The organism is Streptomyces sp. CA-106110 (assembly GCF_050936285.1).
Classification (GTDB): Bacteria; Actinomycetota; Actinomycetes; order Streptomycetales; family Streptomycetaceae; genus Streptomyces.
On record NZ_JBNJNB010000001.1, the window covers coordinates 9,005,027 to 9,030,898 of the forward strand.

Genomic DNA, 25,872 nt, shown 5'->3' on the forward strand with positions numbered 1-25,872 from the left:
GAGGGAGGGGGCCCACGTGCTCATCGACACCTACGGCCGGGTGGCCACCGACCTGAGAGTCTCGCTGACCGACCGGTGCAATCTGCGATGCACGTACTGCATGCCCGAGGAGGGCCTGCAGTGGCTGGCCAAGCCCGATCTGCTGACCGATGACGAGATCGTCCGCCTGATCGACATCGCGGTCACCTCCCTCGGGATCGAGGAGGTCCGCTTCACGGGCGGCGAGCCGCTGCTGCGCCCGGGTCTCGTCGGCATCGTCGAGCGGGCCGCCGCGCTGAGTCCCCGTCCGCAGATGTCCCTCACCACCAACGGCATCGGCCTCAAGCGGACGGCGGCGGCTCTGAAGGCGGCGGGCCTCGACCGGGTGAACGTGTCACTGGACACCCTGCGGCCGGACGTCTTCAAGGCGCTGACCCGCCGGGACCGCCACAAGGACGTCATCGAGGGACTCATGGCCGCCCGCGAGGAGGGGCTGGCGCCCGTCAAGGTCAATTCCGTGTTGATGTCGGGCCTCAATGACGACGAGGCCCCCGACCTGCTGGCCTGGGCCGTCGAGCACGACTACGAGCTTCGCTTCATCGAGCAGATGCCCCTGGACGCCCAGCACGGCTGGAAGCGCGAGGGCATGGTCACCGCGGGGGACATCCTGGCCTCGCTGCGCAGCCGCTTCGAGCTGACCCCCGAGGGCGCCGGGGAACGCGGCTCCGCCCCGGCCGAGCGCTGGATCGTGGACGGCGGCCCGCACCGCGTCGGCGTGATCGCCTCGGTGACCCGGCCCTTCTGCGCGGCGTGCGACCGTACGCGGCTGACGGCCGACGGCCAGATACGGACGTGCCTGTTCGCCACCGAGGAGACCGATCTGCGCGGGGCGTTGCGCTCCGGTGCCCCGGACGAGGAGATCGCCCGGATCTGGCGGCTCGCGATGTGGGGGAAGAAGGCCGGTTCCGGGCTCGACGACCCGTCGTTCCTGCAGCCCGAGCGGCCGATGTCGGCGATCGGCGGCTGACTCAGTCCGTCGGTGTGCCGGTGCCGGGGGACTCCCACTCCTCCAGCTTCACCACGTCCTTCAAGAACCCCCGCACGCTCAGGAACTTCGACAGGTACTCGCGGTGCTCCTCGCACGCCAGCCACGTCTTGCGCCGCTCGGGCGTGTGCAGTTTCGGGTTGTTCCAGGCGAGCACCCACACGGCGTCCGCACGGCAGCCCTTGGCGGAACACATGGGCGATTCAGGGTCAGGGGCCATCACATCCACGACCCTAACGTGCTCATCAAAGGCGACGCCGAGCAGCCACGGGGGGAGCTGCCCGGCGTCGGTCTGTCGCTCCGACGGGGGATGCGGAGCGCGTACGCAGTATGTCACGGGTAACCCATTGCCCGGCACCGGAACAACATGATTGATCTGAGCTTTTCCTGAGCTTGGCGCGGGGTGCGATTCAGCGCCTGGCGAGGGCCCGTGATCAGGTTCTTTCGTGTGTTTCGCTCCGGACGCCCGCAGCGGATTCGGCCTGGACGTCTTTCGGGATGGATTCCGCGGCGCCCTTGTCATGGGTGGCTTCGCCCGGGCGTGAGGTGCCTTCCTCCTGCTGCGAAGCGATCATGGGGCGCATCGGGGCACTGACGAACGTCGACGGGAGCGACGGAGCGTTCTCCCGCCCCGCGTTGGCGATGACGACCGCCACATAGGGGAGGGCGGCCCCCAGGACGAGCGCGACCACGGCGACCGGCCGGGAGACGTTCCACAGCGTGGCCGCGAGGATCACCGCGACCGTGCGGATGCCCATCGAGATGACATAGCGGCGCTGCCGGCCGCGTACGTCCGCCGCGAGACCCTGCCGGGCACCCGTGATCCGGAACACCTCGGCGTGACCGCCGCTGTTCAGCTTCCGCATCACATTCCACCACCCGCCTGCCTCGGACACTCCCCAGCCCGTACCGCGCCCGCGCCCTGTCAGAAGCCGGGCCCGAACACCCATAACGTTACGCCGCGCATCCGCCGCCTTCGAGACCGGGGCACGGTCTGTCTGCGCGAAGGCGCTGCGGTCTACCGCGTACGGGCGTACCCGACATGCGCCGTATGGCGGACAGCCCGAAACTGGGCGTACTGCTCACGCACCGTACGAGGAGGCAGCCATGGGCTGGTTGTGGGCGATCATCGTCGGATTCGTGCTGGGCCTGCTGGCCAAGCTCATCCTGCCGGGCAGACAGCACAGCCCGCTCTGGCTGACCACTCTGATGGGCCTGATCGGCGGCATCATCGGCAACGCGATCGCTCGCTCCATCGGTATCGCGGAGACCCGGGGTATCGACTGGGGCCGCCATGGTCTGCAGCTCGCCGCCGTGGTCGTCCTCGTCTTCCTGGGCGAGATGGTGTACACGTCGATGAAGGGCAGGCGCAGAGAGCGGGCATGACGGCACGGACAAGGGGACGGCCGCCGGAGCGACCGCCCCCTTTTCGAGGCGTACGGGCGTGGGTCAGGCGCCGGCGATCTCGACCGCGGCCAGGTTCTTCTTGCCGCGGCGCAGCACCAGCCAGCGGCCGTGCAGCAGGTCGTCCGTCGCCGGGACCGCGTCCTCGGCGGTCACCTTGACGTTGTTGACGTACGCGCCGCCCTCCTTGACCGTGCGCCGCGCGGCGGACTTGCTGGCCACCAGACCGACCTCCGCGAAGAGGTCCACGACCGGGCCCGGCTCGGCGACCTGGATGTGCGGCACCTCGGCGAGGGCCGCGGTCAGCGTCCTGTCGTCCAGCTCGGCCAGCTCGCCCTGGCCGAAGAGGGCCTTGGACGCGGCGACCACGGCGGTCGTCTGGTCGGCGCCGTGCACCAGCGTCGTCAGCTCCTCGGCCAGCGCGCGCTGGGCGGCGCGGGCCTGCGGGCGTTCGACGGTCTGCCTCTCCAGCTCCTCGATCTCCTCGCGGGACCTGAAGCTGAAGATGCGCAGGAACTTCGAGACGTCCCGGTCGTCGGCGTTCAGCCAGAACTGGTAGAAGGCGTACGGCGTGGTCAGCTCCGGGTCGAGCCATACCGTGCCGGACTCCGTCTTGCCGAACTTGGTGCCGTCCGCCTTGGTGATCAGCGGCGTCGCCAGTGCGTGCACCGCGACGTGCGGCTCCACCTTGTGGATCAGGTCCGCGCCCGCCGTGAGATTGCCCCACTGGTCGCTGCCGCCGGTCTGCAGCGTGCAGCCGTACCTCCGGTAGAGCTCCAGGAAGTCCATGCCCTGCAGGATCTGGTAGCTGAACTCGGTGTAGCTGATACCCGCGTCCGAGTGCAGCCGCCGGGAAACGGCCTCCTTGGAGATCATCTTGTTGACCCGGAAGTGCTTGCCGATGTCCCGCAGGAAGTCGATGGCCGACAGGCCCTGGGTCCAGTCCAGGTTGTTGACCATCGTCGCGGCGTGCGGGCCCTCGAAGTCCAGGAACTTCTCGATCTGGCCGCGCAGTCGCGCCACCCAGCCGGCCACCACCTCGGGGTCGTTCAGCGTGCGCTCCGCGGTCGGCTTCGGGTCGCCGATCAGCCCCGTGGCACCCCCGACCAGGCCCAGCGGGGGGTTGCCCGCCTGCTGGATCCGGCGCATCGTCAGGATCTGCACGAGGTTGCCGAGGTGCAGGCTGGGCGCGGTCGGGTCGAAGCCGCAATAGAACGTGACAGGACCGTCCGCGAACGCCTTGCGCAGTGCGTCCTCGTCCGTGGAGAGGGCGATGAGCTCGCGCCACTTCAGCTCGTCGACGATGTCCGTCACGGTTCTCGTATCTCCTTGGATGATCCTGGGGCAGTCGAACGACCACCGGCTACGAGGTTATACGCCCTGACTGACGGAGCTCATATTGAAGTCCGGCACCCTCAGGGCGGGCATCGCAGCCCTAGTGAACCAGTCGCTCCATTCCCTCGGCAGCGTCTTTTCCGTGCGCCCGGCCTCCGCCGCCCGGCCCAGCAGATCCACCGGTGACTCGTTGAAGCGGAAGTTGTTGACCTCGCCGGTGACCTCGCCGTTCTCGACCAGGTAGACACCGTCCCGGGTCAGGCCGGTGAGCAGCAGGGTCGCCGGGTCGACCTCCCGGATGTACCACAGGCAGGTGAGCAGCAGCCCGCGCTCGGTGCCGGCGACCATCTCCTCGAGGGACCGGTCGGCGCCGCCGTCCAGGATCAGGTTCCCGATCGACGGCGCGAGCGGAAGACCGGTCAGTCCCGCGCTGTGCCGGGTCGTCGTCAGATGCCTGAGCTCGCCTGCGCTGATCCATTCGGTGGCGTTCAGCGGCAGGCCGTTGTCGAACACGGACGCGTCGTCGCCCGAGGCGTGCGCGATGACGAAGGGCGACGTCTCGAGACCGGGCTCGTGCGGATCGCTGCGCAGGGTGAGCGGCAGCTCGGAGAGCTTCTCGCCGACGCGGGTGCCGCCGCCGGGCCTGCTGAACACCGTGCGGCCCTCGGCCGCGTCCCGGGCCGCGGCCGACCACATCTGGTAGATCACCAGATCCGCCACCGCGGTCGGCGGCAGCAGCGTCTCGTACCGGCCGGCCGGCAGTTCGATCCGGCGCTCCGCCCACGCCAGACGCCGGGCGAGCTCCGCGTCCAGCGCCGCCGGGTCGACGTCCTTGAAGTCCCGGGTCGAATGTCCCGCCCAGGCCGAGCGCGCCCGGTCCGGCGACTTGGCGTTGAGCTCCAGCGTGCCGCTCGGCTGATCGTGCCGCAGCCGCAGCCCCGTCGACGTACCCACATAGGTCGAGACGACCTCGTGGTTGGCGAACCCGTACAGCTCGCGCCCGCCCGCACGCGCGCGTGCGAAGGACTCGCCGAGCGCCGGAGCGAAGTCCGCGAAGATGGCCGACGAGGTCTCGGCGGGCGCGTCGGTGAAGTCCGGCGCCTGGGGCACCCCCGTGACCAGCGGCTGCGCGTCCTCGGCCGGCCCCGCGCCGCGGGCGGCGGCCTCCGCCGACCGTACGAGCGACTCCAGCTCGTCCGTGGTGACGGCGGAACGGGAGACGACCCCGGACGCCGTGCCCTCCTTTCCGTCGACGGTCGCGACGACGGTGAGGGTGCGCCCGCGCGTGACACCGTTCGTGGTCAGTGCGTTGCCCGCCCACCGCAGATTGGCGGTGGAGCGCTCGTCCGCGATGACCACACACCCGTCCGCGCGGGACAGGTCGAGGGCACGCTCGACGATCTCGTGCGGCTTGTTCGTACGGGCGGTCATCGGCCGGCCTCCTGCGTGGTGTTCAGAATGTTGACGCCCATGAAGAGGGCCGAAGGGCAGCCGTGCGAGACTGACGCAACCTGGCCCGGCTGGGCCTTGCCGCAGTTGAAGGCACCGCCGAGGACGTAGGTCTGCGGACCGCCGACGGCCGCCATCGAGCCCCAGAAGTCGGTGGTGGTCGCCTGGTAGGCGACATCCCGCAGCTGGCCGGTGATCCGCCCGTTCTCGATCTTGAAGAAGCGCTGACCGGTGAACTGGAAGTTGTACCGCTGCATGTCGATGGACCAGGAACGGTCGCCCACGACGTAGATCCCGCGGTCCACACCGCCGATCAGGTCCTCAGTGGACAGCCCCGCGGGATCCGGCTGGAGCGACACGTTGGCCATGCGCTGCACCGGCACGTGCGAGGGCGAGTCGGCGTAGGCGCACCCGTTGGACCGCTCGAACCCGGTCAGCCTGGCGATGCGCCGGTCCAGCTGGTACCCGACCAGCGTCCCGTCCTTGACCAGGTCCCAGGACTGGCCCGCGACGCCCTCGTCGTCGTACCCGATCGTCGCGAGGCCGTGCTCGGCGGTGCGGTCACCGGTGACGTTCATCAGCCCGGAGCCGTACTTGAGCTTGCCCAGCTGGTCGAAGGTGGCGAAGGAGGTGCCCGCGTAGGCGGCCTCGTACCCGAGGGCCCGGTCCAGCTCGGTGGCGTGCCCGATGGACTCGTGAATGGTCAGCCACAGGTTGGACGGGTCGACCACGAGGTCGTACATGCCCGACTCGACGCTCGGCGCGCGCATCTTCTCGGCGAGCAGCTCCGGCATGCCGGCCAGCTCCGCGTCCCAGTCCCAGCCGGTTCCCGTCAGGTACTCCCAGCCGCGGCCGACCGGCGGCGCGAGGGTGCGCATGGAGTCGAACTCGCCCGTCGACTCGTCCACGGAGACCGCAGTGAGTTGCGGGTGCAGCCGCACGCGCTGCTGGGTCGTCACGGTTCCCGCGGTGTCGGCGTAGAACTTGTTCTCGTGGACGGTCAGCAGTGAGGCGTCGACGTGGTTGATCCCCTCGGCCGCCAGCAGCCGCGCGCTCCACTCGGTGAGCAGGCCCGTCTTCTCCTCGTCGGGCACGGTGAAGGGGTCGATCTCGTACGACGAGACCCATGTCTTCTCGGCGTGCACCGGCTCGTCGGCCAACTCGACCCGCTCGTCGGAACCCGCTGCCTTGATCACCTGCGCCGACAGCTTCGCCATCGCCACCGCCTGGGACGCGACCTTGGCGGCGGCGTCCGGTGTCAGATCGACACCCGAGGCGAACCCCCAGGTCCCGCCGTGCACGACCCGTACCGCGTACCCCAGGTCGGTCGTGTCCGAGGACCCCGAGGGCTTGCCGTCCCGCAGCCGCCACGCGGCACTGCGCACCCGTTCGAACCGGAAGTCCGCGTGCTCGGCCCCGAGCGACCGCGCTCGTGCCAGCGCGGCGTCGGCCAGTGCCCGCAGCGGCAGTGCCGTGAAGGCTTCGTCGATGGAATGAGGCACGGAGGTCTCCCTGCTGTCGTGGCCTGTCGGGTCCGATCATGTCGCGCGGGCGGGCGCCCGGACCACACGTTTGCGTTCCGCGGCCCGGCCTTTGCCCCGGTGGCCCTCCTCGGGCGGATCGTGGCCGTTAATTCTGTAGGGATCCGACAGTGAGTCCCGTTAGCCACTGTCGGTGCCCGATTGTCCGCGCGGCGGGCCGGACCGATAGGTTTTTGGCGAAGGCACCTGCTTGCAGGGGTTTACAGACCGCTATCGAAAGGGTGATCCGTTGAGCCGCTCGGTTCTCGTCACTGGAGGCAACCGGGGCATCGGCCTCGCCATCGCCCGCGCGTTCGCCGACGCCGGCGACAAGGTCGCGATCACATACCGCTCGGGTGAACCGCCGGCCGGCTTCCTCGCCGTCAAGTGCGACATCACCGACACCGAGCAGGTGGAGCAGGCTTACAAGGAGATCGAGGCCACCCACGGCCCGGTCGAGGTCCTCGTCGCCAACGCCGGCGTCACGAAGGACCAGCTTCTGATGCGCATGTCCGAGGAGGACTTCACCTCGGTCATCGACACCAACCTCACCGGCACCTTCCGCGTCGTCAAGCGCGCCAACCGCGGCATGCTGCGGGCCAGGAAGGGTCGCGTGGTGCTGATCTCGTCGGTCGTGGGGCTGCTCGGCCAGGCCGGGCAGGCGAACTACGCCGCCTCCAAGGCGGCTCTGGTCGGATTCGCCCGTTCACTCGCCCGTGAGCTGGGCTCGCGCAACATCACCTTCAATGTCGTCGCCCCCGGTTTCGTCGACACGGACATGACCCGGGTGCTCACCGACGAGCAGCGCGAGAACATCACGTCGCAGGTACCGCTCGGCCGGTACGCGAAGCCGGAGGAGATCGCCGCAACGGTGCGGTTCCTCGCCTCCGACGACGCCTCGTACATCACTGGAGCCGTCATTCCCGTTGACGGCGGACTGGGAATGGGTCACTGATCACCATGAGCGGAATTCTCGAGGGCAAGCGTGTCCTGATCACCGGTGTGCTGATGGAGTCCTCCATCGCGTTCCACACCGCGAAGCTGGCTCAGGAGCAGGGTGCGGAGATCATCCTGACCGCCTTTCCGCGGCCCACGCTGACCGAGCGCATCGCCAAGAAGCTCCCCAAGCCCACCAAGGTCATCGAGCTCGACGTCACCAACGCCGAGCACCTCGGGCGCCTGGCCGACATCGTCGGCGAGGAGCTCGGCGGCCTCGACGGTGTCGTCCACTCCATCGGTTTCGCGCCCCAGGACGCGCTCGGCGGCAACTTCCTCAACACGCCCTTCGAGTCGGTGGCCACCGCCATGCACGTCTCGGCGTTCTCCCTGAAGTCGCTGACCATGGCCTGCCTGCCGCTCATGCAGAACGGCGGCTCGGTCGTCGGCCTCACCTTCGACGCGCAGTACGCCTGGCCGCAGTACGACTGGATGGGCCCCGCCAAGGCCGCCCTGGAGGCCACCAGCCGCTACATGGCGCGCGACCTGGGCAAGCAGAACATCCGCTGCAACCTCATCTCCGCCGGCCCCATCGGATCCATGGCCGCCAAGTCCATCCCGGGCTTCTCCGAGCTGGCCTCGGTCTGGGACAACCGTGCCCCGCTGGAGTGGGACCTCACGGACCCCGAGCCGGCCGGCCGCGGAGTCGTCGCCCTGCTCAGCGACTGGTTCCCGAAGACCACCGGCGAGATCGTCCACGTGGACGGCGGTCTGCACGCCATCGGCGCCTGACGGTCCGCGATCGCCGCAGAGGCGACCGCGCGGGTGCTCAGGACCCGTTGTGATCCCTCTCGGCCCACGGCGCCGACGCCCCGTCCCCCGCGAACGCGGGGGACGGGGCGTCGCCCGTTCGGAGCAACTGACGGCGACCCGCGGGCCGCGCAGCACGCAGGCTGGGAGTACGCACCGCCACGCAGCCGAACGGCCCAGGAGGTTCCCCTTGTGCGCTTGTCCCGCCGCTTCGGTCCGGCGTTCCTCGCCCTCGCCCTGCTGACGGTCCTGCCGTACGACGCCATGCCGCAGACGCCCGGGAAGCACGCCGCTGCGCACGCGCGCGCAAAGGCCGGAAAGACCCCGGATCCGCAGCCCTTCGGATCCGACTGCCGTGTCCGCGTCACCGGCTCGGAGGTCGTCGCCGACTGCCACAACGCCTATCCCGACACCGACCACGTGAGTCTGCACATCGAATGCGACCAGTGGTGGGACATCGACACCGACACCGCGCCCGTGGACGCGGGGCCCGCGATGACCGTACGGCTGAGCGGCCGGTGCTGGCAGAACGTGCGCTCGGCGTGGGTGGACCACGCCCGGTGAGCCGCGGTCAGCGACCGGCGGGCTTCCCGCGCCCCGGACGGCACACCACCGGATAACCGGCCGCCGCCGTGGCCGCCGCGGCCGCGTCACCCACACGGATGGCGTCCACCAGACCCGTGTGGTCCATGTACGACTCCGGTGTCAGCTCCTCGCCGACGTCGCCGCGCAGCCAGTCCCGCAGGACCTCGCCCAGGTCCGCGTACATCGCCGTCATCACGTCGTTGTGGGAAGCGGCCACCACCGCCATGTGGAAGGTGGCGTCGACGGTCACGAACGCCTCCGCGTCACCGGACCGCCAGGCCTCCTCGCGGCGCAGGAGAAGCCCGTCGAGCTGCTTGATGTCACGCTCGGTACGCCGCTCTGCGGCCAGTCGGGCGGCGCCCGACTCGAGGGTCGAGCGCAGTTCGGCGACGTGGTCCGGGTCGGCGCCGGCGAATCGGCGGTGCATCACCCCGGCCAGTTCGCTGGTCGCCGCGACATAGGTGCCCGACCCCTGGCGGATGTCCAGCAGACCGTTGTGCGCGAGCGCGCGGACGGCCTCGCGGACCGTGTTGCGGGCGACCTCGAGCTGCTCGACCAGTTCGGGTTCGGTGGGGATCCGGGAGCCCACCGGCCACTCGCCCGAGGCGATCTGGTTCCGCAGCTCGGCGATGACCTGTTCGGACAGCGCGGATCGGCGCGGATGGCTCAGCGGCATGAGGGTCCTTCGTACGGGCCTGGGGTCAGGGCCGGATGATCCGGAGCTTAACTCAGCGAGAGTGGACAGCCAATCATCCCATGAATCTATGATGGGTCGCATGACAGGCGAGGAGACCGGGACCGCGTCCCCACCGATCGGCAGCCCCGACGGGGTGCGCACAGAAACGACGACGACAACGGGAACGGCGACGAAAGCGGTGACGGAGACCACGACCGGGACGGAGACGTCCGCCACGCACGCGTGGACGACGCGGGTACTCGTCGTCGGCATCGTCCTCGCGGCCCTCAACCTGCGTCCGGCCATCACCAGCCTGGGCGCCCTCTTGCCAGAGGTCCGCGACGGGCTCGGCATGAGCGGCAGCGTCGCCGGAGTACTCACCTCGGTGCCGCCGCTCTGCTTCGCCGCCTTCGGAGTCATGGCGCCGCGGCTCGCCCGCCGTTTCGGCCCGGGCGCCGTGGTCTGCGCCGGAATGGTGGCCATCACCGCCGGTCTGCTCATTCGCCCCTACGTGGGCAACACCGCCGGATTCCTGGCCGCGAGCGCGCTCGCTCTGATGGGCATCGCCGTCAGCAACGTCCTGATGCCGGTGATCGTCAAGCGCTGGTTCCCGCACCGGGTGGGCTCCATGACGGGCCTGTACTCGATGGCGCTCGCCCTCGGCACGTCCGCGGCCGCGGCGGTCACGGTGCCCCTGACCGACGCGCTCGGCGGGAACTGGCAGTCGGGACTCGCCGTCTGGGCGGCGCTGGCGGCGGCGGCCGTCCTGCCGTGGGTCCCCTTCGCACGCGCGCGCGGTGCCGGTTCCGCGGACGGCGGCCGCGCCGCCTCCAGCCCGGAAGAGCCCGACGGGCTGCGGATCACCCGGAGCCGTACCGCATGGGCGCTGGCCGTCTTCTTCGGGCTCCAGGCCACGGCCGCCTACATCACGATGGGCTGGATGGCGCAGATCTTCCGTGACGCGGGGGTGTCCGCCGGTACCGCCGGCCTGCTCCTGGCCGTCACGATGGTCATGGGCGTTCCGCTCGCCTTCGTCATCCCCCGGCTGGCGACCCGGCTGCCGCACCAGGGCCCGATCGCGGTCGCGCTCGGTATCTGCGGTCTCGGCGGCTACGCGGGCCTGTACTGGGCCCCCGCGGCCGGCGCCTGGGCGTGGGCGCTGCTGCTCGGCATCGCCAACTGTGCCTTCCCGCTGGCACTCACCATGGTGGGGATGCGGGCGCGGACGGGCGCGGGTGTGGTCAAGCTGTCGGCGTTCGCGCAGAGCACCGGGTATCTGCTGTCGATCCCGGGACCGCTGCTGGTCGGAGTGCTGTACCAGCACAGTGGCGGCTGGGGCGCGCCGCTCGCGCTCATGGCCGCGCTGATGGTGCCGCAGACCGTGATGGGCGTCCTCGCGGGCCGCGACCGGACCGTGGAGGACGAGGCGGCCCGCGGGTAGCACGCCGCGCCGGGGTGTCGCGGACCCCGCCGGAAGCCGGACGAAGCAGGGGTGCGAGACTTGCGGCATGCCCGTGCTCGACCCGAACCCGCAGAACGGCCAGAAGAAGATGCTGCTCGTCTTCGGCGCGTTCTTCGCCATCTTCGTGATCATCGCCATCATCGCGACGATCGCCTCCCCGTGACGCACCACCGGTCACCCTGAGGTCCTGACTCTCCCTTCTCCCGCTCGCGTGGCGGCTGTCTCCTGCCGTGCGGCCGAGCAGCCGCGTGCCCGGTGCGGCCGTGAGATCCGCGCCCGGCGTCGATGGTGGGGCTGGCCCCACCATCCCCTAGGGGGCCAGGGTCAGGGTCAAGTGGGTGGATCACCGGATGGGTTGGATGCCCGCCATTCCCTACCTTCGAAGTGTGGCCGCAAGGGGCGGCCCGCGGACCACCTCGAGGACCAGCGGAGGCAGGCATGTCGGCCCATACGCACACCCGGCCCCACCCGGCGACCACGGGCGGCGTCGACATCCGGTTGCCCTGGTGGGCCCTCGTTCTGCCCACACTGGCGTTCGTCGTGCTGCTGGCGCTGATCCTCAACCCCGCGGACGCGCACGCCGGCGGCGGTCCCGCCCTCAGCCATCTTGTGGAGCACATCCGGCAGACGCTGACACACGGCGTCTCGTGATCCGGTCCGCGCAGGGCCCCGGCTGCGCCCGGCCACCGGTGCCAGCCCCGTCCTCGCAGGTGGGGCGGTCGGGCGACCGGTTGAGCCACTCGCGCGCGGACTCGTGGCCGGTGCCGCCAACTCCCTGCGCTCCCTGGCGTGTTTCATGCGAAGCTGGGACTCATGAGCTCCGCTGAACCCCGCAGGATTGTCCTCTTCCGGCATGCGAAGGCCGACTGGCCGCAGGTTCCCGACCATGAGCGGCCGCTGGCCGACCGGGGCCGCACGGACGCGGCTGTCGCCGGACGCAAGCTGGCCGACACCGGCGTCCCCTTCGACCTGGCCCTGTGCTCCACCTCGACGCGCACCCGCGAGACCTGGAAGCTCGCCGTCCAGGAGTTCCCGCACCGGCCGAAAACCGTCTACGAGGAGCGGCTCTACGAGGCCTCGCCGGGCGAGCTGATCGCCGTGCTCAACGAGATCCCCGACGATGCGCGGAACGTGATCGTGATCGCGCACAACCCGGGCGTCCAGGGCCTCGCGGAGATCCTCGCCGGTACGGCCGAGGAGGAGGCCGGCGAACGGCTGAGCCGGCGCGGCTTCCCGGCCGGCGCCTTCGCCGTGCTCTCCTACGACGGTCCCTGGAAGTCACTGGAGCCGGGCACGGCCACGCTGTCCGACTACTGGGCGCCGAGCGAGTAGCCGCAGGAGCGGCATCGGGCCCGGCACCCCGGAGGTGCCGGGCCCGCCCGGAGTCCTGGGCCGCTCCCGCGCGGACTCAGTGCAGGGCGTCCTGGATGTCGGCCGCCTCGACCTCTTCCCGGGTGACGCCCAGCAGATAGAGCACGGTGTCCAGGAAGGGGAAGTTCACCGCGGTGTGCGCGGCCTCACGGACGACGGGCTTGGCATTGAAGGCGACACCCAGCCCGGCCGCGTTCAGCATGTCGAGATCGTTGGCGCCGTCACCGATCGCCACGGTCTGCGCCAGCGGTACGCCCGCCTCCGCCGCGAACCGGCGCAGCAGCCGCGCCTTGCCCGCCCGGTCGACGATCTCGCCGACGACCTTTCCGGTCAGCTTCCCGTCGACGATCTCCAGCGTGTTGGCCTGCGCGAAGTCGAGCCCGAGCCGCTCCTTGAGGTCCTCCGTGACTTGGGTGAACCCACCGGAGACGACCCCTACTTGGAAACCGAGCCGCTTCAGCGTCCGGATCAGGGTGCGCGCGCCCGGAGTGAGCCGGATCTCGGCGCGCACCTTGTCGACCACCGACGCGTCGAGCCCCTTGAGCAGCGCCACCCGGGCGTGCAGCGACTGTTCGAAGTCCAGCTCGCCGCGCATGGCGGCCGCCGTCACCTCGGCGACCTCCGCCTGACAGCCGGCGTGCGCCGCGAACAGTTCGATGACCTCGTCCTGGATGAGCGTCGAGTCCACGTCCATGACGACCAGACGCTGGGCCCGGCGGTGCAGACCCGCCGCGACCACGGCGACGTCGACACCCAGCGCCGCGGCATCGGTCGCCAGGGCGGTGCGCAGCGGCTCGGTCTCCACACCGGAGACGGCGAACTCGACGGCGGTCACCGGGTACTTGGCGAGCCGGAAGATACGGTCGATGTTGCCACCGGCGGTGGCGATGCGGTCGGCGATGGCGGCCGTCGACTCGGCCGTCAGCGGGTGGCCGAGGACGGTGACCAGCGAGCGCCCGAGGCCCCGCGGGCGGTTGTCGCCGATACCGGAGATGATCTCCGCCTGCATCTTCATGGACTCCGCCCAGCTGTGGACGGTGGCCCGCAGATCTCCCTCGAGCCCGGACGGGGGCACGGTCACGAGGACGCACAGCACCATCCGGCCCCGGGTGACGACCTGCTCGATGTCGACGACGTCGACGCTGTAGGCGGCCAGGGTGTCGAACAGACCGGCGGTCAGACCCGGCCGGTCCTTGCCGAAGATCTTGACAAGGAGCGTGGGGGCGTCGGAGGTCTGCGAAGCGCTCATGGTGTTTCCACCGTATCCGGCACCCAGTGCCTTGCGCGTTCCCGGTCCGCCCAGCGGACAGGGAACAGTGGGTGGCTGACGGATGACGCGTGTCTTGAGCGACGAAGAAGACGCAGGCCGCGGCTTGATCCCCGCTGCGGCCCAGCCGCGCGTGCGGCCCGGAGGGCGGACCCGGCCGGTCAGCCGCGTCCCCGGGGCCGCCCGGGTGACCCAGGCGGGGGCGGGGGAGGCGGGGGCGGGCCGCCCTGGTCCGACGACGGGCCCCGCCCGTGCCGGCCCGGGGACGGCGCGGGCGGCTCGATCGGCTGGATCACCGTGGGGGCGCCGTATACGTCCTCGGAAGCGGGCGGCACAGCGCCGCGCGGAGGCGGCGCCGGCTCGCCGGACCGCGTCTGCGGGGGCCGAGGGCCGTGCGCCGGCGCGGTTCCGCCGGGCGATGTGCGGGGCCTGCCCCTGCGCCCGCGCTCGTCCGGCCGTGCATCCTCCGGTTCGCGCAGCCCTTCCGGCAGCCGCAGATACGGGTTCGTGTCGGGGTTCGGCGGGCGGAACGGCGTGCCCGGCTCGTACGGGCCCGGTCCCTGAGGCACCCGCGCGAACAAGGGGAGCGGAGGAACCGGCGGCCCGGCCTCACCGCGTGCCAGCCGCGCCGCCCGGCTCCCGGCCGACCCGGTCGCATACGCGATCAGCGCCCCGGCCGCGCCCGCGCCCGCGCCCCACACCGCACCCAGCAGCAGCGCCATGGCGAGGTGCCCGTGCAACTCGATACCGGCACCGAACGCGTCGAATCCGAACACGGACAGCGAGGCGTCCACGGACACGTCCGTCAGCCAGGCCAGCAGCGGCAGCGCCAGTGCCGTCACGATCCCGAGCCGCAGCGCACAGCGCCCTGCGAAGCCGAGAGGACCGGGGTCCCGTACACCGGCAGCAGGCAGGACTGGTGCGGCCGCGGCATCCCGTGCTCGTACCAGAGGCGTACGCGCCGCGGTCAGCACGCCCGCGAAGAGCATCAGGAGGGCCGCGGCGACCGCCAGCAGCCATACCTTGCCGTCCAGTTCGGCCAGCCGTCCGAGGGTGACCGGCTGCTGTGTCCGCACGCTCAGCAACCGGTCCAGCGGATCGGGCAGCAGTTTCGCCAGCTCACCCGTGGCCCTGCCGTCCCAGGGCACGAACAGGCCGAGCGGCAGGCCCAGCCACACTCCGTTGGGCACCCCGAGGAGGGCCGCCCCCGCGATCCGCGCCGGATGGTCGTCGCCGATCGCGGCGTAGGCGGCCGCCGCGAGGCCGGCGACCACCGCCACCAGCACCGCGGTCACCAGCGCGGACACGGCCGGACGCACCACTCGGTGCACCGCGTCCCAGCCGCGTGGCAGAGGGGTGCGCCGGGACGCGAGCAGGGAGATCAGCAGCACACCCGCAGCCCATGCGGCGCCACCCAGCAGCGTGGGCGCCGTGTCCACGGAGAAGCCGACCGCTGCCTTGGCGTCGACCAGGTCGCCGATCCGGCTCGGCAGCAGCCCCCCGATGTCGCCGAGACCGGGGATGCCGATGCCCCCACCGCCGCCCCCGCCCGGCAGCCCGCCGAGCCCGAGGGAGCCCCCGTCGATGGTGATGACGTCGTGTCCGGCCCAGGCCAGACCGCCCAGCATCGCCACGAACAGCACGACCACCGCGCCCGCACGCACAAGGAGTTCGGCGGGCGCGACCACAACTCCCGCCGCACGCAGGGAGCGCAGGAAGAACCAGCAGAGCAGCAGCGCCCCGACCAGACTCACGCCCAAGGGCGTGATCTCTATGGCGGTCGTCGCCTCCGCCCCCTTGAGGCCGAACGCCGACACGTCGCCGGACGGTGTGACCGACCCGTTCGCCCCAAGTGCCACGACCGCCGCGGTCATCGGGCCGAGCGAGCCCGCGGCGTCGGCCTGGAGCAGATGCAGTCCGAGCGCGGCCGTCCCCGCCATCCCGATCAAGGCCCAGCTCACCGAGGCGATCGCGGACAGTAGCACGTCCGTCCACGGCAGCCGCCGGCCCTCTCCCGCTGTTCCGACATCCATGCCTGCCCCCCGGTCCGCGCCGCGGTGATCCACCGCGGATGTCCCCCCTCGCGGGGGATTACCACTCTCCGGGGCGGCTTCAACCCCGTCAACGGGACGCGTTCCGGCGGGTCCACGCATGGGTCATAAAGCCCGACTTTCGGTCAGAGGGCTCAGCCTGAAATAGTTCCCCACGATGTTCGACATCCCTAGACTCTCTGTGATGGGGGCAATTCGGGGGACAACTCAGTGGGGCATGGAGTGTCTGAACTCGTACTCGAAGTGAACGGACGCACCTGGACGCTGGACGCGTCCAGGCCATACACCCTCGGACGTGATCCGCAGGGGGACATCGTGTTCGACGACGCCAGGGTTTCCTGGCGTCACGCCACGATCAACTGGAACGGCCGCAGTTGGGTCATCGAGGACCACGGAAGCACCAACGGGACGTTCGCACAGGGCCATCGGGTCCACCAGTTGGAGATCGGCCCCGGCTCGGCCGTGCATCTGGGCAACGCGAACGACGGACCGCGCCTGAACCTGTCCGGTGCCGCGGCCGCCGTGGCCGCGCCGCAGGCCAGGCCCCAGCAGCAGCCGTACGCCGCCCAGGGCGTTGACCCGGGCTGGGCCGACCAGGCTGCGCCGCAGGCCGCCGCACAGATCCCGCAGCAGCAGGGCCCCGGAAGTGGCGCGGGGGCGCCTCCGGTCTACGGCGACCGCAGTCCGACCACGTTCCACCAGCTCGCCCTCGGCCGTGTGATGCGCATAGGCCGTGCGCTGGAGAACGAACTGGTCGTCTCGGACCTCCAAGTCTCGCGCCACCACGCCGAGTTCCACGCCACGCCCGACGGCCGTTTCGAGATCCGTGACCTCGGCTCGCACAACGGCACGTTCGTCAACGGCATGCCGATCGGCAAGGGCGGCTCCTTGCTGCTCGGACCCAATGACATCGTCGGCGTCGGCCACTCGACGTTCCGTCTGGTCGGCGACCGGCTCGAGGAGTTCGTCGACACCGGTGAGATCTCCTTCTCCGCCCGCCACCTGACCGTGACCGTCGACGGCGGCAAGCAGATCCTCAAGGACGTCTCCTTCGGCGTCCCGGAGAAGTCGCTCATCGCGGTCATCGGCCCGTCCGGCTCCGGCAAGTCGACGCTGCTGAAGGCGCTCACCGGCTACCGCCCCGCGAACGAGGGTGACGTCCTCTACGACAACCGCAACCTGTACAAACAGTTCGCGGAGCTGCGCCAGCGCATCGGTCTGGTCCCGCAGGACGACATCCTGCACAAGGAGCTGACCGTCAAGAAGGCCCTCAAGTACGCGGCCAAGCTGCGCTTCCCGGCCGACACCACGGCCGCCGAGCGCGAGGCCCGCATCGACGAGGTGCTGCGCGAGCTGAAGCTGGACGTCCACAGGGAGAAGAAGGTCACCTCCCTCTCCGGCGGTCAGCGCAAGCGTGTCTCGGTGGCCCTGGAGCTGCTCACCAAGCCGTCGCTGATCTTCCTGGACGAGCCGACGTCCGGTCTCGACCCGGGCATGGACCGCGACGTCATGCAGCTGCTGCGCGGCCTGGCCGACGACGGCCGCACGGTCCTCGTCGTCACGCACTCCGTGGCCGAGCTCGCCCTGTGCGACAAGCTGCTGGTGATGGCGCCGGGCGGCTCCGTCGCCTACTTCGGCCCGCCGGAGGAGGCGCTGAACTTCTTCGGCTACGAAACCTGGGCCGATGTGTTCTCCGCCTTCGAGAACTACCGCGACTACGACTGGGCGGGCCGCTGGAAGGGCTCGCAGCACTACCAGATGTACGCCGCGGACATCGACGCCGTCGCGCCGCAGTCGGTGCACATGCCGCCGCCGCAGGCGATCAAGCCGCCCAAGCCGCAGGGCTGGTTCTCCCAGCTTGGCACCCTGATCCGGCGGTACGCCGCGGTCATCGCCTCCGACAAGGGGTTCCTGGCACTGACGGTGATCCTGCCGGCGGTGCTGGGCGCCGTCAGCCTGCTCATCGACAGTGACAAGGGCCTGCTGGTCAACCCGGTCAGCCCGAAGACCGGCGTGCCCGTCCCGAACGGCACGGCCACCACGGTCCTGCTGATCCTCGCGGTGGGCGCCTGTTTCGCGGGCGCCGCCAACTCCGTCCGCGAGCTGATCAAGGAACGGGTCATCTACGAGCGGGAGCGCGCCACCGGCCTGTCGCGCTCCGCGTACCTCATGTCGAAGGTGTTCGTCCTCGGCGTCATCACCGTGCTGCAGGGCCTCATGGTCGGCCTGATCGGGTTCTCCAGCCGCGAGATCCCCAAGGAGGGCGTCGTCCTGGGCGGCTCGACGCTGTTCGAGCTCTGCCTGCCGGTCATGGCGCTGGGCTTCACCTCGATGATGTTCGGCCTGGTCATCTCCGCGCTCGTGAAGACCGCCGAGAAGACCATGCCGCTGCTGGTGATGTTCGCGATCATCCAGGTCGTCTTCACCGGCTGCCTCTTCACCCTGCACGGCGCGGTCGGCGCCAACGAGGTCTCGTACCTGATGCCGTCCCGCTGGGCGGTGGGCGCCGCCGGTGCGACGCTCGACTTCAACAACATCTTCCCGAACACGAGCGACCCGACCAGCACGGATCCGCTGTGGAACCACACGGCGGGCGCCTGGACCCTGGACATGGCCGCCCTGATCGCCATCGGTGTGATCTGCGGCATCCTCGTGGCCCGCTTCCTGCGCCGCCACGAGCCCGAGGTCATGAGGAAGTAGTCACTCCCGTACAACGCGGAAGGGCGGCACCCGTCAGGGGGTGCCGCCCTTTCTTCTGCTCAGCGAGAAGAGGTCCGCGCAGGCCTCAGTACGCGCTGTTGACGTTGTCCATCGAGCCGTAGCGGTGCGCCGCGTAGTTGCAGGCGGCGGTGATGTTCGCGACCGGGTCGTAGATGTTCATCGACGTGCCCGCCACGTGGTACGCCCGGAAGGTCGGGTCGATCACCTGGAGCAGGCCCTTGGAGGGGATGCCGTTGCGGGCGTTGATGTCCCAGTTGTTGATGGCCATCGGGTTGCCCGAGGACTCCCGCATGATGTTGCGGTACAGGCCGTTGTACGAGCCCGGGATGCCCTTCTGCGCCATGATGTCGAGCGACTGGCGGATCCAGCCGTCGAGGTTGTTGGCGTAGGACTTCGGGGAGGACTGCCGGACGGGGGCGCGGTCGGCGGAGCGGCTCGCGGGCTGCTGCGTGCTGCGCTGCTGCACCGCCTGCTGCTGTGCCTTCTGGGCGGCGGGCTTCTGGGCGGCCTTCTGCTTCGCGGCGATCGCCTCGGCCTTCAGCATCGAGGCGGCCTCCTGGTCGGTGATGCTCGCCTTGATCGCCTTCACCGGCTGGTTGCCTATGGTCACCGGGGCCGCGGCGGCGGCCGGGGCCTCGTGGGTCGTGGTCTGCGCCTCGCTCGGCGTGGCGGTGATCGCGAGGGTCGCGATACCGAGCCCGGTGCAGCATGCGGCCGACAGCTTCTGCGTCTTGGTCAGCGCACGGGCACGACTACGAATATTGGTGATCTGGGGCATGTCGGAGTGACCTCTTCGAATTGCGCGGAGGTCGCTCTGGTGCCGGTGGATTCGGATGTTTCCAGCACAAGCGCCGCGGGTAATGAGCCACGGCGCCGAGCGACGAAAGCAATTCTTAGCGGCCGCAAAAACACCAGGCAAAGGTGTGACGTACTACCCCGGCTAGTGGGCCTAGGAGGGGCAAAACGGGGCAGACCGCCCCGTCTTCCCCGTTCATGAGGGTCTTATCCCGGTCCTATGCGGCTTCGTATGTGATGTGGGTCCTATGCGCGTCCTCACATCGAGGTCACGGGTTCTTCACGTGCAGTTGCTCTAGCAACGCACAGTGTGATGCGAATCCGGGGGCAGGATGAGGTGGGCGTCACCGAACTCGTGCCACAGGTACCGCTCGGCCAGCGCCGCCTCGTAGGCACGGTCGATCGCCTCCCTCCCGGCGATCGCCTCCAGCATCAGCAGATGCGACGCCTGCGGCTCGTGCAGGCCGGTCAGCAGCCCGTCTACCACCCGCACCCCGCGCTCGGGCGTCACCACCAGATCCGTCCAGCCCTCCCGGGCCCGCACCACCCCGTCGGCGCCCACCACCGACTCCACCGCCCGCACGGCCGTCGTCCCCACCGCCACCACCCGGCCGTCCCCGGCCCGGACCGCGTTGATCAGTCGCGCCGACGCCTGCGGCACCGAGAAGCGCTCCGGAGGGGGAGGCTCATGTGCCTCCGCCGATGCCACTCCCGTGTGCAGCGTGACCGGCGCGACCTGCACACCCCGGCTCACCAGCTCCACCACGGTCCGCGAGGTGAACGGCCGAGCCGCGCTCGGCATCTCCGCGCTGCCCGAGCCGTCGGCGGACGGCAGCGCGAACACCGTCTGGTACGCGGACAGCGGCTGGTCCCTTTCCGTATAGGAGTACCGAATGGGACGCCCGTGCCGGCCCAGCAGCCCGGCCAGGTCCCCGTTCGAGGGCCGGGCCCACCACAGCCGGTCGCTCCCCGGCGACAGCGGCTCCTCGAGGACGAGCCGCACGTCGCCCGGAAGCCGCACCTCCGCGCCCGCGGCCCCTGCCTCCCGTCGCCCGCCGCCGCTCTTGCGGGCGGCGCCTCGCGCCCCGCTCGACGCACGCGCGCGCGTGGTGCCTCGTCCGTCCGGATCCCGGAGCTCGACCGCCCACCGCCCGTCGTCCCCGCGCGTCGAGAAGTGCACCACCACGAGTGCGTGCCCGAGCCGGCCGTCCACCGCGGCCGCCAGCGTCGGCGATGTGTTGACGACGAGCAGGTCCCCGGCCCGCAGCAGCCGCGGCAGCTCCACGAACGCGTGGTGCGAGACGTCGGTACCGCGGGAGACCAGCAGCCGCACGCTGTCCCGGTCCAGGCCCGGCCCGCGCTGCTCGGCCGGGACCCGCGCCGCCAGCTCCTCCGGAAGTGTCCACTGCTTCCGGACGCGCTCGGCCTGAGGGATCCCCGTCCCCGTCCTCATCGCGTCTCCAGCAGCGAGGAAGCACCGTAGCGGCCGCTCGCCGGACGCCTGTCCAGCAGCCTGAGGAACGCGGGCACCACGCTTTCCGGCGCCGGACGCGGACCGCCGTCGTCCGGTACGGCCGCCGTATACAGGTCGGTGGCCATGTCGCCCGGATCCACCGCCCACACCCGCAGTCCCGGCTCCTCCACGGCGAGCACCGCCGCCAGGTGGTCCAGCGCCGCCTTGGACGCCCCGTACCCGCCCCAGGTCTCGTACGCCTCGGCCGCCGCGTCCGAACTGACGGCGACGACGGTGCCCGCCTGCGACGCCCGCAGCAGCGGCAGCGCCTCCTGGACGAGGCCCAGCGCGGCCACCACATTGACCTCTAGCGCCCGCCGCAAGCCGTCCGGTGGCAGCACCTCCAGCCGTACCAGCGGCTGCGCGCCCAGCGCGCTCGCGTTGCTCACCAGCAGGTCCAGCCCGCCCAGCCGCCGGGCCGCCCGCACCAGAGCGGCCCGGTGACCCGCGTCCGTCACATCCCCGGGCAGCGCCTCCACCCTGGTCCCGTGCCCGGCCAGCTTCTCGGCCGTCTCGGCCAGAACCGGTGCGGTCCTGGCGTCCAGCACCAGGTCCCAGCCGCGCTCCGCCAGAGCCGCGCCGAGCGCCCGCCCCAGCCCCTTGGAAGCCCCTGTGATGATCGCAACCGGCATGACTACCGTCCCCTTCGGTCCCTCGGTCACCGCTGATCGGCGGTGACCTCAACGTAGGAACCGGTCCCTGCCGGCCGCCTCGGACGCGGGCCGCAAGGTACGGGGGTCCTTCGCCCTAGGCCCTTCGCCCCAGATACGCCCGCCACACGTCGGATACGCACGGTCACATCCCACCGGTACGGTGAGGTCATGAGCCATGGATCCCGGTCGGGCCTGTACGCGGTGAGCTCCGCGCTGCTGGCCATGAGCAGGCACCTCGAGGTGCGCGACGTCCTCAAGACGATCGTGGCCTCGGCCCGCGAGCTGCTCGACGCGGAGTACGCGGCGCTGGGTGTCCCGGACAACCACGGAGGCTTCGCCCAGTTCGTCGTGGACGGGGTCAGCGACGAGCAGTGGAAGGCCATCGGCCCGCTCCCGCGCCAGCACGGCATCCTGGCCGCCATGCTGCACGAGTCGCGCCCCGAGCGGCTCGCCGACGTCCGCAAGGACCCCCGCTTCGAGGGCTGGCCGGCCGCCCACCCCGACCTGTCCGACTTCCTCGGCCTGCCCATCCGCGACGGCGACGAGATCATCGGCGCGCTGTTCCTCGCCAACAAGAGGTGTCCGAAGCCGCAGGGCGGATGCGGTTTCACCGAGGAGGACGAGGAGCTGCTCTCGATCCTCGCCCAGCATGCCGCGATCGCCCTCACCAACGCCCGTCTCTACGAGCGCAGCCGAGAGCTGACCATCGCCGAGGAGCGCTCCCGGCTGGCCCACGAGCTGCACGACGCGGTCAGCCAGAAGCTCTTCTCCCTGCGGCTCACCGCCCAGGCCGCGGCCGCCCTGATCGACCGCGACCCGGTGCGCGCCAAGGGCGAGCTGCAGCAGGTGGCCACGCTCGCCGGGGAGGCCGTCGACGAACTGCGCGCGGCCGTCGTGGAGTTGCGCCCCGCGGCCCTCGACGAGGACGGACTGGTCGCCACCCTGCGCACCCAGATCCAGGTCCTCGACCGCGCCCACACCGCCCGCGTGACCTTCGCGGGCCGTGGCGTCCGCGCGCTGCCGGCCGCCCAGGAGGAGGCGCTGCTGCGCGTCGCCCAGGAGGCCCTGCACAACGCCCTGCGGCACTCCGGCGCCGGACGGGTCGAGGTGACCCTTGAGAAGTGCGGACCGGGCGCCGTCCTGCGCGTCACGGACGACGGCAGCGGTTTCGACCCGACGGCGATCCGCCGCGCGGGCCGCCACCTCGGCCTGGTCTCCATGCGCGACCGGGCGGGCGGGGTGGGAGGCACCCTGACCGTGGAATCGGCGCCCGGGAAGGGCACCACGATAGAGATGGAGGTCCCTGGTGGCTGACGCAATCAAGGTGCTGCTCGTCGACGACCACCAGGTGGTCCGCCGTGGACTGCGCACCTTCCTCGAGGTGCAGGACGACATCGAGGTCGTCGGAGAGGCCTCCGACGGCGCCGAGGGAGTGGCCCGAGCCGAGGAGCTCAAGCCGGACGTCGTCCTCATGGACGTCAAGATGCCGGGCATGGACGGGATCGACGCGCTGCGCAGACTGCGCCAGCTCGACAATCCCGCACGCGTGCTGATCGTCACCAGCTTCACCGAGCAGCGCACGGTGGTTCCCGCCCTGCGCGCGGGCGCCGCGGGATATGTGTACAAGGACGTGGACCCCGACGCGCTCGCCGGAGCCATCCGCTCGGTGCACGCCGGGCACATCCTGCTGCAACCGGAGGTCGCGGGCGCGCTGCTCTCGCAGGAGGAGGGGAACTCGGGCCAGGGCAGGGCGGGTTCACTCACCGAGCGGGAGCGTGAGGTGCTGGGTCTGATCGCCGACGGCCGGTCGAACCGGGAGATCGCCCGGGCCCTGGTGCTGTCGGAGAAGACGGTGAAGACCCATGTCTCGAACATCCTGATGAAGCTGGACCTGGCGGACCGCACCCAGGCCGCGCTCTGGGCGGTGCGACACGGCGTCGACGGCTGAGCGGATCTTCATACCGTCGTGTGTATGTCCCCCGGACGGCGCATCCTCGGCGGACCCCGGCCGTTCTCCAGGGCGTGCTGCGGCGACTGCCGCAGTGATCGCAAGGAGAGGGCTCAGAAGTGAAGAACCTGAAGAAGGCTGTTGCCGTCTCGATGGTGGCCGGTGGTCTGGTCGCCGCGAGCACCGGTCTCGCCTCCGCCTGCGAGGGCGGCGCGCATGCCCACGGCAAGGCCGCGGGTTCCCCGGGCGTCGTGTCGGGCAACGTCATCCAGGCTCCGGTGCACATCCCCGTGAACGTGGTCGGCAACACCGTGAACGTGATCGGCGCCCTGAACCCGGCCTTCGGCAACCTGGGCCTCAACCACTGAGCCCACCAAGGGGCACCTTGTGACCACCGGCCTTCCGGACACTCCCGGGAGGCCGGCCGTGTGATGCGACACAGCCGGTCCGGCGTGTGAGGTCGAATGTCACACCGACGGGCCGAGTCAAGACCAGCCCGTCCGGCGTTTGAGGACGAGGCCGTTCAGGCCGAAGCGGGGGTCTGGGGGCGGCAGCCCCCAGGGACAGTGCGCCGAAGGTCGGACGCCAGGACACCCGGCGTCACCGAATCTCCCGCTGCTCCACGATCGAGTTGTACGCCGCCACCTGCGCCCGCCGAGCCGTCCGCTCCACCGGCCGCAGCGCCTGGGCCCGCGCCGCCATCTCCGAGGCGCTCACCGCACCCCCGTGCCCGTTCTCGGACGCCACCGAGATCAGCAGCCCCACCCGCTGGGCCAGCTCCAGCACCCGAACCGCCCGCGGCGGATAGCCCGGCGCCAGGACCTCACGCCCCCGCTCGGCCCGCGCCCGGTACGCGTCGACGGCGGCCTCCGCCACCGGCCCGGACCCCGCCACGTCCAGCCGCGACAGCGCCTCCGTCGCATCGCGCAGCGCCTCGGCCAGCTCCCGCTCGGCCTCCCCGAGCGAGGGCACATCGGCGGGCGGCGCCTCGCGCACCGGCAGACAGTGCCAGACGACCTCGACGTGCACATCACCGTCGGGCCCGGCCTCGTACACCTCAGGCACCAGCCCGAAGGCGGCCCCCTGGCAGACCACCGCCTCCTCGGCCTCCAGTGCCCGCGCATTGAACTCCGGCGGACCGCTCAGCCCCAGCGGGTGCCCCGGCGCGGGCAGCGCGACCCGCAGCCCGTTCACCCCGAGCGTCCGCAGCCGCCCCAGCGCGAGCGTGAGCCCGACGGGCGCCGGCTCGGCCGGCAGTCCCTCGACCCGGTGCACCGCGTCGTCCTCGACGATGGCGGACGCGGCGTCGTCCGGCGAAACAAGTCCGGCCAATAGGGCATTTCCCCATGCGGCCAGCCGTCCTGAGCGTGGTTCCGAGAGCATGCCCCCACCCTAAGGACCTGACCTATGGAATGGTCCGGGCGGCAGGTGGCGTAGATTTCTTGCGGGGCTGCGCCCACAGGCGTGGCGGACCACGCCCACAGGCGTACGCGAGAGCCGATACTGGCCACACTGCAAGGGGAGACAACGCGCTCATGAGCGATGTTCTGGAGCTGGAGGACGTATCCGTGGTCCGTGAGGGCCGCGCTCTGGTGGACCAGGTCTCCTGGTCGGTGAAGGAGGGGGAGCGCTGGGTCATCCTCGGCCCGAACGGCGCCGGGAAGACGACCCTCCTCAACGTCGCCTCCAGCTACCTCTTCCCCTCCAAGGGCACCGCCACCATCCTCGGCGAGACCCTCGGCAAGCCCGGCACCGACGTCTTCGAGCTGCGCCCGCGCATCGGTGTGGCCGGCATCGCCATGTCCGAAAAGCTCCCCAAGCGCCAGACCGTCCTCGAGACCGTGCTGACCGCCGCATACGGCATGACGGCCCACTGGCAGGAGGACTACGAGGAAGTCGACGAGCAGCGCGCCCGCGCCTTCCTCGACCGCCTCGGCATGAGCGAGTACCTCGACCGGAAGTTCGGCACGCTTTCCGAGGGCGAGCGCAAGCGCACCCTGATCGCCCGCGCCCTGATGACCGACCCCGAGCTGCTGCTCCTCGACGAGCCCGCCGCGGGTCTCGACCTCGGCGGCCGCGAGGACCTCGTACGCCGTCTCGGACGCCTCGCCCAGGACCCGATCGCCCCCTCCATGGTCATGGTCACGCACCATGTCGAGGAGATCGCCCCCGGCTTCACCCACGTCCTGATGATCCGTCAGGGCAAGGTGCTCGCCGCTGGTCCGCTGGAGCTCGAGCTGACCTCGCGCAACCTCTCCCTCTGCTTCGGTCTCCCGCTTGTCGTCGAGCAGGTCGGCGAGCGCTGGACGGCCCAGGGCCTGCCCCTGTCCTGACCGCCGCAAACCCCTTGGG

The 25,872-nt window shown here is 70.8% G+C and carries 25 protein-coding genes and 1 pseudogene; 14 read left to right on the plus strand and 12 right to left on the minus strand.

The genetic code is table 11. The features are described 5' to 3' along the window. Positions 1-16: 16 nt before the first annotated feature. A complete protein-coding gene (gene moaA / locus ACQEXA_RS41490) occupies positions 17-1,006 on the plus strand; it encodes a GTP 3',8-cyclase MoaA (protein ID WP_433134741.1) in 990 nt (329 codons plus the stop codon). A 1-nt stretch (position 1,007) separates the two neighbouring features. On the opposite strand, the gene ACQEXA_RS41495 is transcribed toward moaA, so the two are convergent. Together ACQEXA_RS41495 and ACQEXA_RS41500 are read right to left on the minus strand one after the other, a co-directional pair. Further along, entirely contained in the window at positions 1,008-1,220 is a 213-nt protein-coding gene (locus tag ACQEXA_RS41495; protein WP_432926194.1) for a hypothetical protein, read from the minus strand. A gap of 238 nt (positions 1,221-1,458) precedes the next feature. Further along, complete coding sequence (locus ACQEXA_RS41500) at positions 1,459-1,890, minus strand: DUF3099 domain-containing protein (RefSeq protein WP_432926192.1); 432 nt, start codon at positions 1,888-1,890, stop codon at positions 1,459-1,461. Between the two features lie 241 nt (positions 1,891-2,131). Here ACQEXA_RS41500 and ACQEXA_RS41505 point away from each other — a divergent pair, with 241 nt between their 5' ends. Beyond that, the gene (locus ACQEXA_RS41505) at positions 2,132-2,410 is read left to right on the plus strand and encodes a GlsB/YeaQ/YmgE family stress response membrane protein (protein ID WP_433132653.1); all 279 of its coding nucleotides are present in this window, start codon (positions 2,132-2,134) and stop codon (positions 2,408-2,410) included. A 63-nt stretch (positions 2,411-2,473) separates the two neighbouring features. On the opposite strand, the gene tyrS is transcribed toward ACQEXA_RS41505, so the two are convergent. Genes tyrS through ACQEXA_RS41520 form a run of 3 tightly spaced genes read right to left on the minus strand, consistent with a single transcriptional unit; the run spans position 2,474 to position 6,714 of the window. Next, positions 2,474-3,742: a tyrosine--tRNA ligase gene (tyrS, locus tag ACQEXA_RS41510; protein ID WP_433132655.1), complete on the minus strand. Its 1,269-nt coding sequence runs from the start codon at positions 3,740-3,742 to the stop codon at positions 2,474-2,476. Positions 3,743-3,799: 57 nt separating this feature from the next. After that, positions 3,800-5,194 carry a metallopeptidase TldD-related protein gene (locus tag ACQEXA_RS41515; RefSeq protein WP_432926186.1) on the minus strand — a complete coding sequence of 465 codons (1,395 nt, stop codon included), beginning with the start codon at positions 5,192-5,194 and terminating at the stop codon, positions 3,800-3,802. Beyond that, a complete protein-coding gene (locus tag ACQEXA_RS41520; RefSeq protein WP_432926184.1) occupies positions 5,191-6,714 on the minus strand; it encodes a TldD/PmbA family protein in 1,524 nt (507 codons plus the stop codon). Before ACQEXA_RS41520 ends, ACQEXA_RS41515 begins: the two co-directional genes overlap by 4 nt. Positions 6,715-6,982: 268 nt before the next feature. Here ACQEXA_RS41520 and fabG point away from each other — a divergent pair, with 268 nt between their 5' ends. The 3 genes from fabG (at position 6,983) to ACQEXA_RS41535 (ending at position 9,042) form a co-directional block, all read left to right on the plus strand. Then, a complete protein-coding gene (gene fabG, locus ACQEXA_RS41525) occupies positions 6,983-7,687 on the plus strand; it encodes a 3-oxoacyl-[acyl-carrier-protein] reductase (protein WP_359398890.1) in 705 nt (234 codons plus the stop codon). A 5-nt stretch (positions 7,688-7,692) separates the two neighbouring features. Then, positions 7,693-8,460 carry an enoyl-ACP reductase FabI gene (gene fabI, locus ACQEXA_RS41530; protein ID WP_359398892.1) on the plus strand — a complete coding sequence of 256 codons (768 nt, stop codon included), beginning with the start codon at positions 7,693-7,695 and terminating at the stop codon, positions 8,458-8,460. A 210-nt stretch (positions 8,461-8,670) separates the two neighbouring features. Continuing rightward, entirely contained in the window at positions 8,671-9,042 is a 372-nt protein-coding gene (locus tag ACQEXA_RS41535; protein WP_432926182.1) for a hypothetical protein, read from the plus strand. 7 nt (positions 9,043-9,049) lie between these two features. Here ACQEXA_RS41535 and ACQEXA_RS41540 read toward each other — a convergent pair whose 3' ends face one another. After that, entirely contained in the window at positions 9,050-9,739 is a 690-nt protein-coding gene (locus ACQEXA_RS41540) for a FadR/GntR family transcriptional regulator (RefSeq protein ID WP_433132657.1), read from the minus strand. 91 nt (positions 9,740-9,830) lie between these two features. Between ACQEXA_RS41540 and ACQEXA_RS41545 the strand changes: the two genes are divergently transcribed. The 4 genes from ACQEXA_RS41545 (at position 9,831) to ACQEXA_RS41560 (ending at position 12,533) form a co-directional block, all read left to right on the plus strand. Next, positions 9,831-11,180, plus strand: a complete 1,350-nt coding sequence (locus ACQEXA_RS41545; protein WP_433134743.1) for a CynX/NimT family MFS transporter — start codon at positions 9,831-9,833, stop codon at positions 11,178-11,180. A 67-nt stretch (positions 11,181-11,247) separates the two neighbouring features. Then, positions 11,248-11,364 carry an SGM_5486 family transporter-associated protein gene (locus ACQEXA_RS41550; RefSeq protein WP_311698178.1) on the plus strand — a complete coding sequence of 39 codons (117 nt, stop codon included), beginning with the start codon at positions 11,248-11,250 and terminating at the stop codon, positions 11,362-11,364. 275 nt (positions 11,365-11,639) lie between these two features. Continuing rightward, the gene (locus ACQEXA_RS41555; protein ID WP_359398901.1) at positions 11,640-11,852 is read left to right on the plus strand and encodes a hypothetical protein; all 213 of its coding nucleotides are present in this window, start codon (positions 11,640-11,642) and stop codon (positions 11,850-11,852) included. A gap of 162 nt (positions 11,853-12,014) precedes the next feature. Next, the gene (locus ACQEXA_RS41560) at positions 12,015-12,533 is read left to right on the plus strand and encodes a SixA phosphatase family protein (RefSeq protein WP_433132659.1); all 519 of its coding nucleotides are present in this window, start codon (positions 12,015-12,017) and stop codon (positions 12,531-12,533) included. Positions 12,534-12,609: 76 nt separating this feature from the next. On the opposite strand, the gene serB is transcribed toward ACQEXA_RS41560, so the two are convergent. After that, entirely contained in the window at positions 12,610-13,821 is a 1,212-nt protein-coding gene (gene serB, locus ACQEXA_RS41565; RefSeq protein WP_359398905.1) for a phosphoserine phosphatase SerB, read from the minus strand. Between the two features lie 179 nt (positions 13,822-14,000). After that, positions 14,001-15,872: a streptophobe family protein gene (locus ACQEXA_RS41570; RefSeq protein WP_433132661.1), complete on the minus strand. Its 1,872-nt coding sequence runs from the start codon at positions 15,870-15,872 to the stop codon at positions 14,001-14,003. Positions 15,873-16,112: 240 nt separating this feature from the next. Between ACQEXA_RS41570 and ACQEXA_RS41575 the strand changes: the two genes are divergently transcribed. Further along, positions 16,113-18,590 (plus strand): FHA domain-containing protein, encoded by a 2,478-nt coding sequence (locus ACQEXA_RS41575; protein ID WP_432926174.1) that lies wholly within the window; start codon positions 16,113-16,115, stop codon positions 18,588-18,590. An 85-nt stretch (positions 18,591-18,675) separates the two neighbouring features. Here the strand turns inward: ACQEXA_RS41575 and ACQEXA_RS41580 are convergent, their stop codons facing one another. From ACQEXA_RS41580 to ACQEXA_RS41590, 3 genes are all read right to left on the minus strand, one after another. Then, complete coding sequence (locus tag ACQEXA_RS41580) at positions 18,676-19,389, minus strand: transglycosylase SLT domain-containing protein (protein WP_432926172.1); 714 nt, start codon at positions 19,387-19,389, stop codon at positions 18,676-18,678. Between the two features lie 312 nt (positions 19,390-19,701). After that, complete coding sequence (locus ACQEXA_RS41585; RefSeq protein WP_432926170.1) at positions 19,702-20,859, minus strand: S-adenosylmethionine:tRNA ribosyltransferase-isomerase; 1,158 nt, start codon at positions 20,857-20,859, stop codon at positions 19,702-19,704. After that, positions 20,856-21,551: an SDR family NAD(P)-dependent oxidoreductase gene (locus tag ACQEXA_RS41590; RefSeq protein ID WP_432926168.1), complete on the minus strand. Its 696-nt coding sequence runs from the start codon at positions 21,549-21,551 to the stop codon at positions 20,856-20,858. Before ACQEXA_RS41590 ends, ACQEXA_RS41585 begins: the two co-directional genes overlap by 4 nt. A gap of 189 nt (positions 21,552-21,740) precedes the next feature. On the opposite strand from ACQEXA_RS41590, the gene ACQEXA_RS41595 reads away from it, so the two are divergent. The 3 genes from ACQEXA_RS41595 (at position 21,741) to ACQEXA_RS41605 (ending at position 23,888) form a co-directional block, all read left to right on the plus strand. Beyond that, complete coding sequence (locus ACQEXA_RS41595) at positions 21,741-22,886, plus strand: GAF domain-containing sensor histidine kinase (protein WP_432926166.1); 1,146 nt, start codon at positions 21,741-21,743, stop codon at positions 22,884-22,886. Continuing rightward, positions 22,879-23,520, plus strand: a complete 642-nt coding sequence (locus ACQEXA_RS41600; protein ID WP_432926164.1) for a response regulator — start codon at positions 22,879-22,881, stop codon at positions 23,518-23,520. The genes ACQEXA_RS41595 and ACQEXA_RS41600 overlap by 8 nt, the downstream gene beginning before the upstream one ends. A 119-nt stretch (positions 23,521-23,639) precedes the next feature. Continuing rightward, positions 23,640-23,888, plus strand: a complete 249-nt coding sequence (locus tag ACQEXA_RS41605) for a chaplin (RefSeq protein ID WP_359398921.1) — start codon at positions 23,640-23,642, stop codon at positions 23,886-23,888. Between the two features lie 232 nt (positions 23,889-24,120). Here the strand turns inward: ACQEXA_RS41605 and ACQEXA_RS41610 are convergent, their stop codons facing one another. After that, positions 24,121-24,903, minus strand: a complete 783-nt coding sequence (locus ACQEXA_RS41610; RefSeq protein WP_360999417.1) for a hypothetical protein — start codon at positions 24,901-24,903, stop codon at positions 24,121-24,123. Between the two features lie 152 nt (positions 24,904-25,055). Here ACQEXA_RS41610 and ACQEXA_RS41615 point away from each other — a divergent pair. Beyond that, positions 25,056-25,586, plus strand: a pseudogene (locus ACQEXA_RS41615) (ABC transporter ATP-binding protein); the annotation flags it as partial. Positions 25,587-25,872 lie beyond the last annotated feature (286 nt).

Coding starts and splice junctions, on each gene's coding strand:
- ACQEXA_RS41495 (WP_432926194.1), bottom strand. CDS start 1,220: ATGTGTTCCGCCAAGGGCTGCCGTGCGGACGCCGTGTGGGTGCTCGCC.
- ACQEXA_RS41500 (WP_432926192.1), bottom strand. CDS start 1,890: ATGCGGAAGCTGAACAGCGGCGGTCACGCCGAGGTGTTCCGGATCACG.
- ACQEXA_RS41505 (WP_433132653.1), top strand. CDS start 2,132: ATGGGCTGGTTGTGGGCGATCATCGTCGGATTCGTGCTGGGCCTGCTG.
- ACQEXA_RS41515 (WP_432926186.1), bottom strand. CDS start 5,194: ATGACCGCCCGTACGAACAAGCCGCACGAGATCGTCGAGCGTGCCCTC.
- fabI (WP_359398892.1), top strand. CDS start 7,693: ATGAGCGGAATTCTCGAGGGCAAGCGTGTCCTGATCACCGGTGTGCTG.
- ACQEXA_RS41540 (WP_433132657.1), bottom strand. CDS start 9,739: ATGCCGCTGAGCCATCCGCGCCGATCCGCGCTGTCCGAACAGGTCATC.
- ACQEXA_RS41545 (WP_433134743.1), top strand. CDS start 9,831: ATGGGTCGCATGACAGGCGAGGAGACCGGGACCGCGTCCCCACCGATC.
- ACQEXA_RS41550 (WP_311698178.1), top strand. CDS start 11,248: ATGCCCGTGCTCGACCCGAACCCGCAGAACGGCCAGAAGAAGATGCTG.
- ACQEXA_RS41555 (WP_359398901.1), top strand. CDS start 11,640: ATGTCGGCCCATACGCACACCCGGCCCCACCCGGCGACCACGGGCGGC.
- ACQEXA_RS41560 (WP_433132659.1), top strand. CDS start 12,015: ATGAGCTCCGCTGAACCCCGCAGGATTGTCCTCTTCCGGCATGCGAAG.
- serB (WP_359398905.1), bottom strand. CDS start 13,821: ATGAGCGCTTCGCAGACCTCCGACGCCCCCACGCTCCTTGTCAAGATC.
- ACQEXA_RS41570 (WP_433132661.1), bottom strand. CDS start 15,872: ATGGATGTCGGAACAGCGGGAGAGGGCCGGCGGCTGCCGTGGACGGAC.
- ACQEXA_RS41580 (WP_432926172.1), bottom strand. CDS start 19,389: ATGCCCCAGATCACCAATATTCGTAGTCGTGCCCGTGCGCTGACCAAG.
- ACQEXA_RS41585 (WP_432926170.1), bottom strand. CDS start 20,859: ATGAGGACGGGGACGGGGATCCCTCAGGCCGAGCGCGTCCGGAAGCAG.
- ACQEXA_RS41590 (WP_432926168.1), bottom strand. CDS start 21,551: ATGCCGGTTGCGATCATCACAGGGGCTTCCAAGGGGCTGGGGCGGGCG.
- ACQEXA_RS41595 (WP_432926166.1), top strand. CDS start 21,741: ATGAGCCATGGATCCCGGTCGGGCCTGTACGCGGTGAGCTCCGCGCTG.
- ACQEXA_RS41610 (WP_360999417.1), bottom strand. CDS start 24,903: ATGCTCTCGGAACCACGCTCAGGACGGCTGGCCGCATGGGGAAATGCC.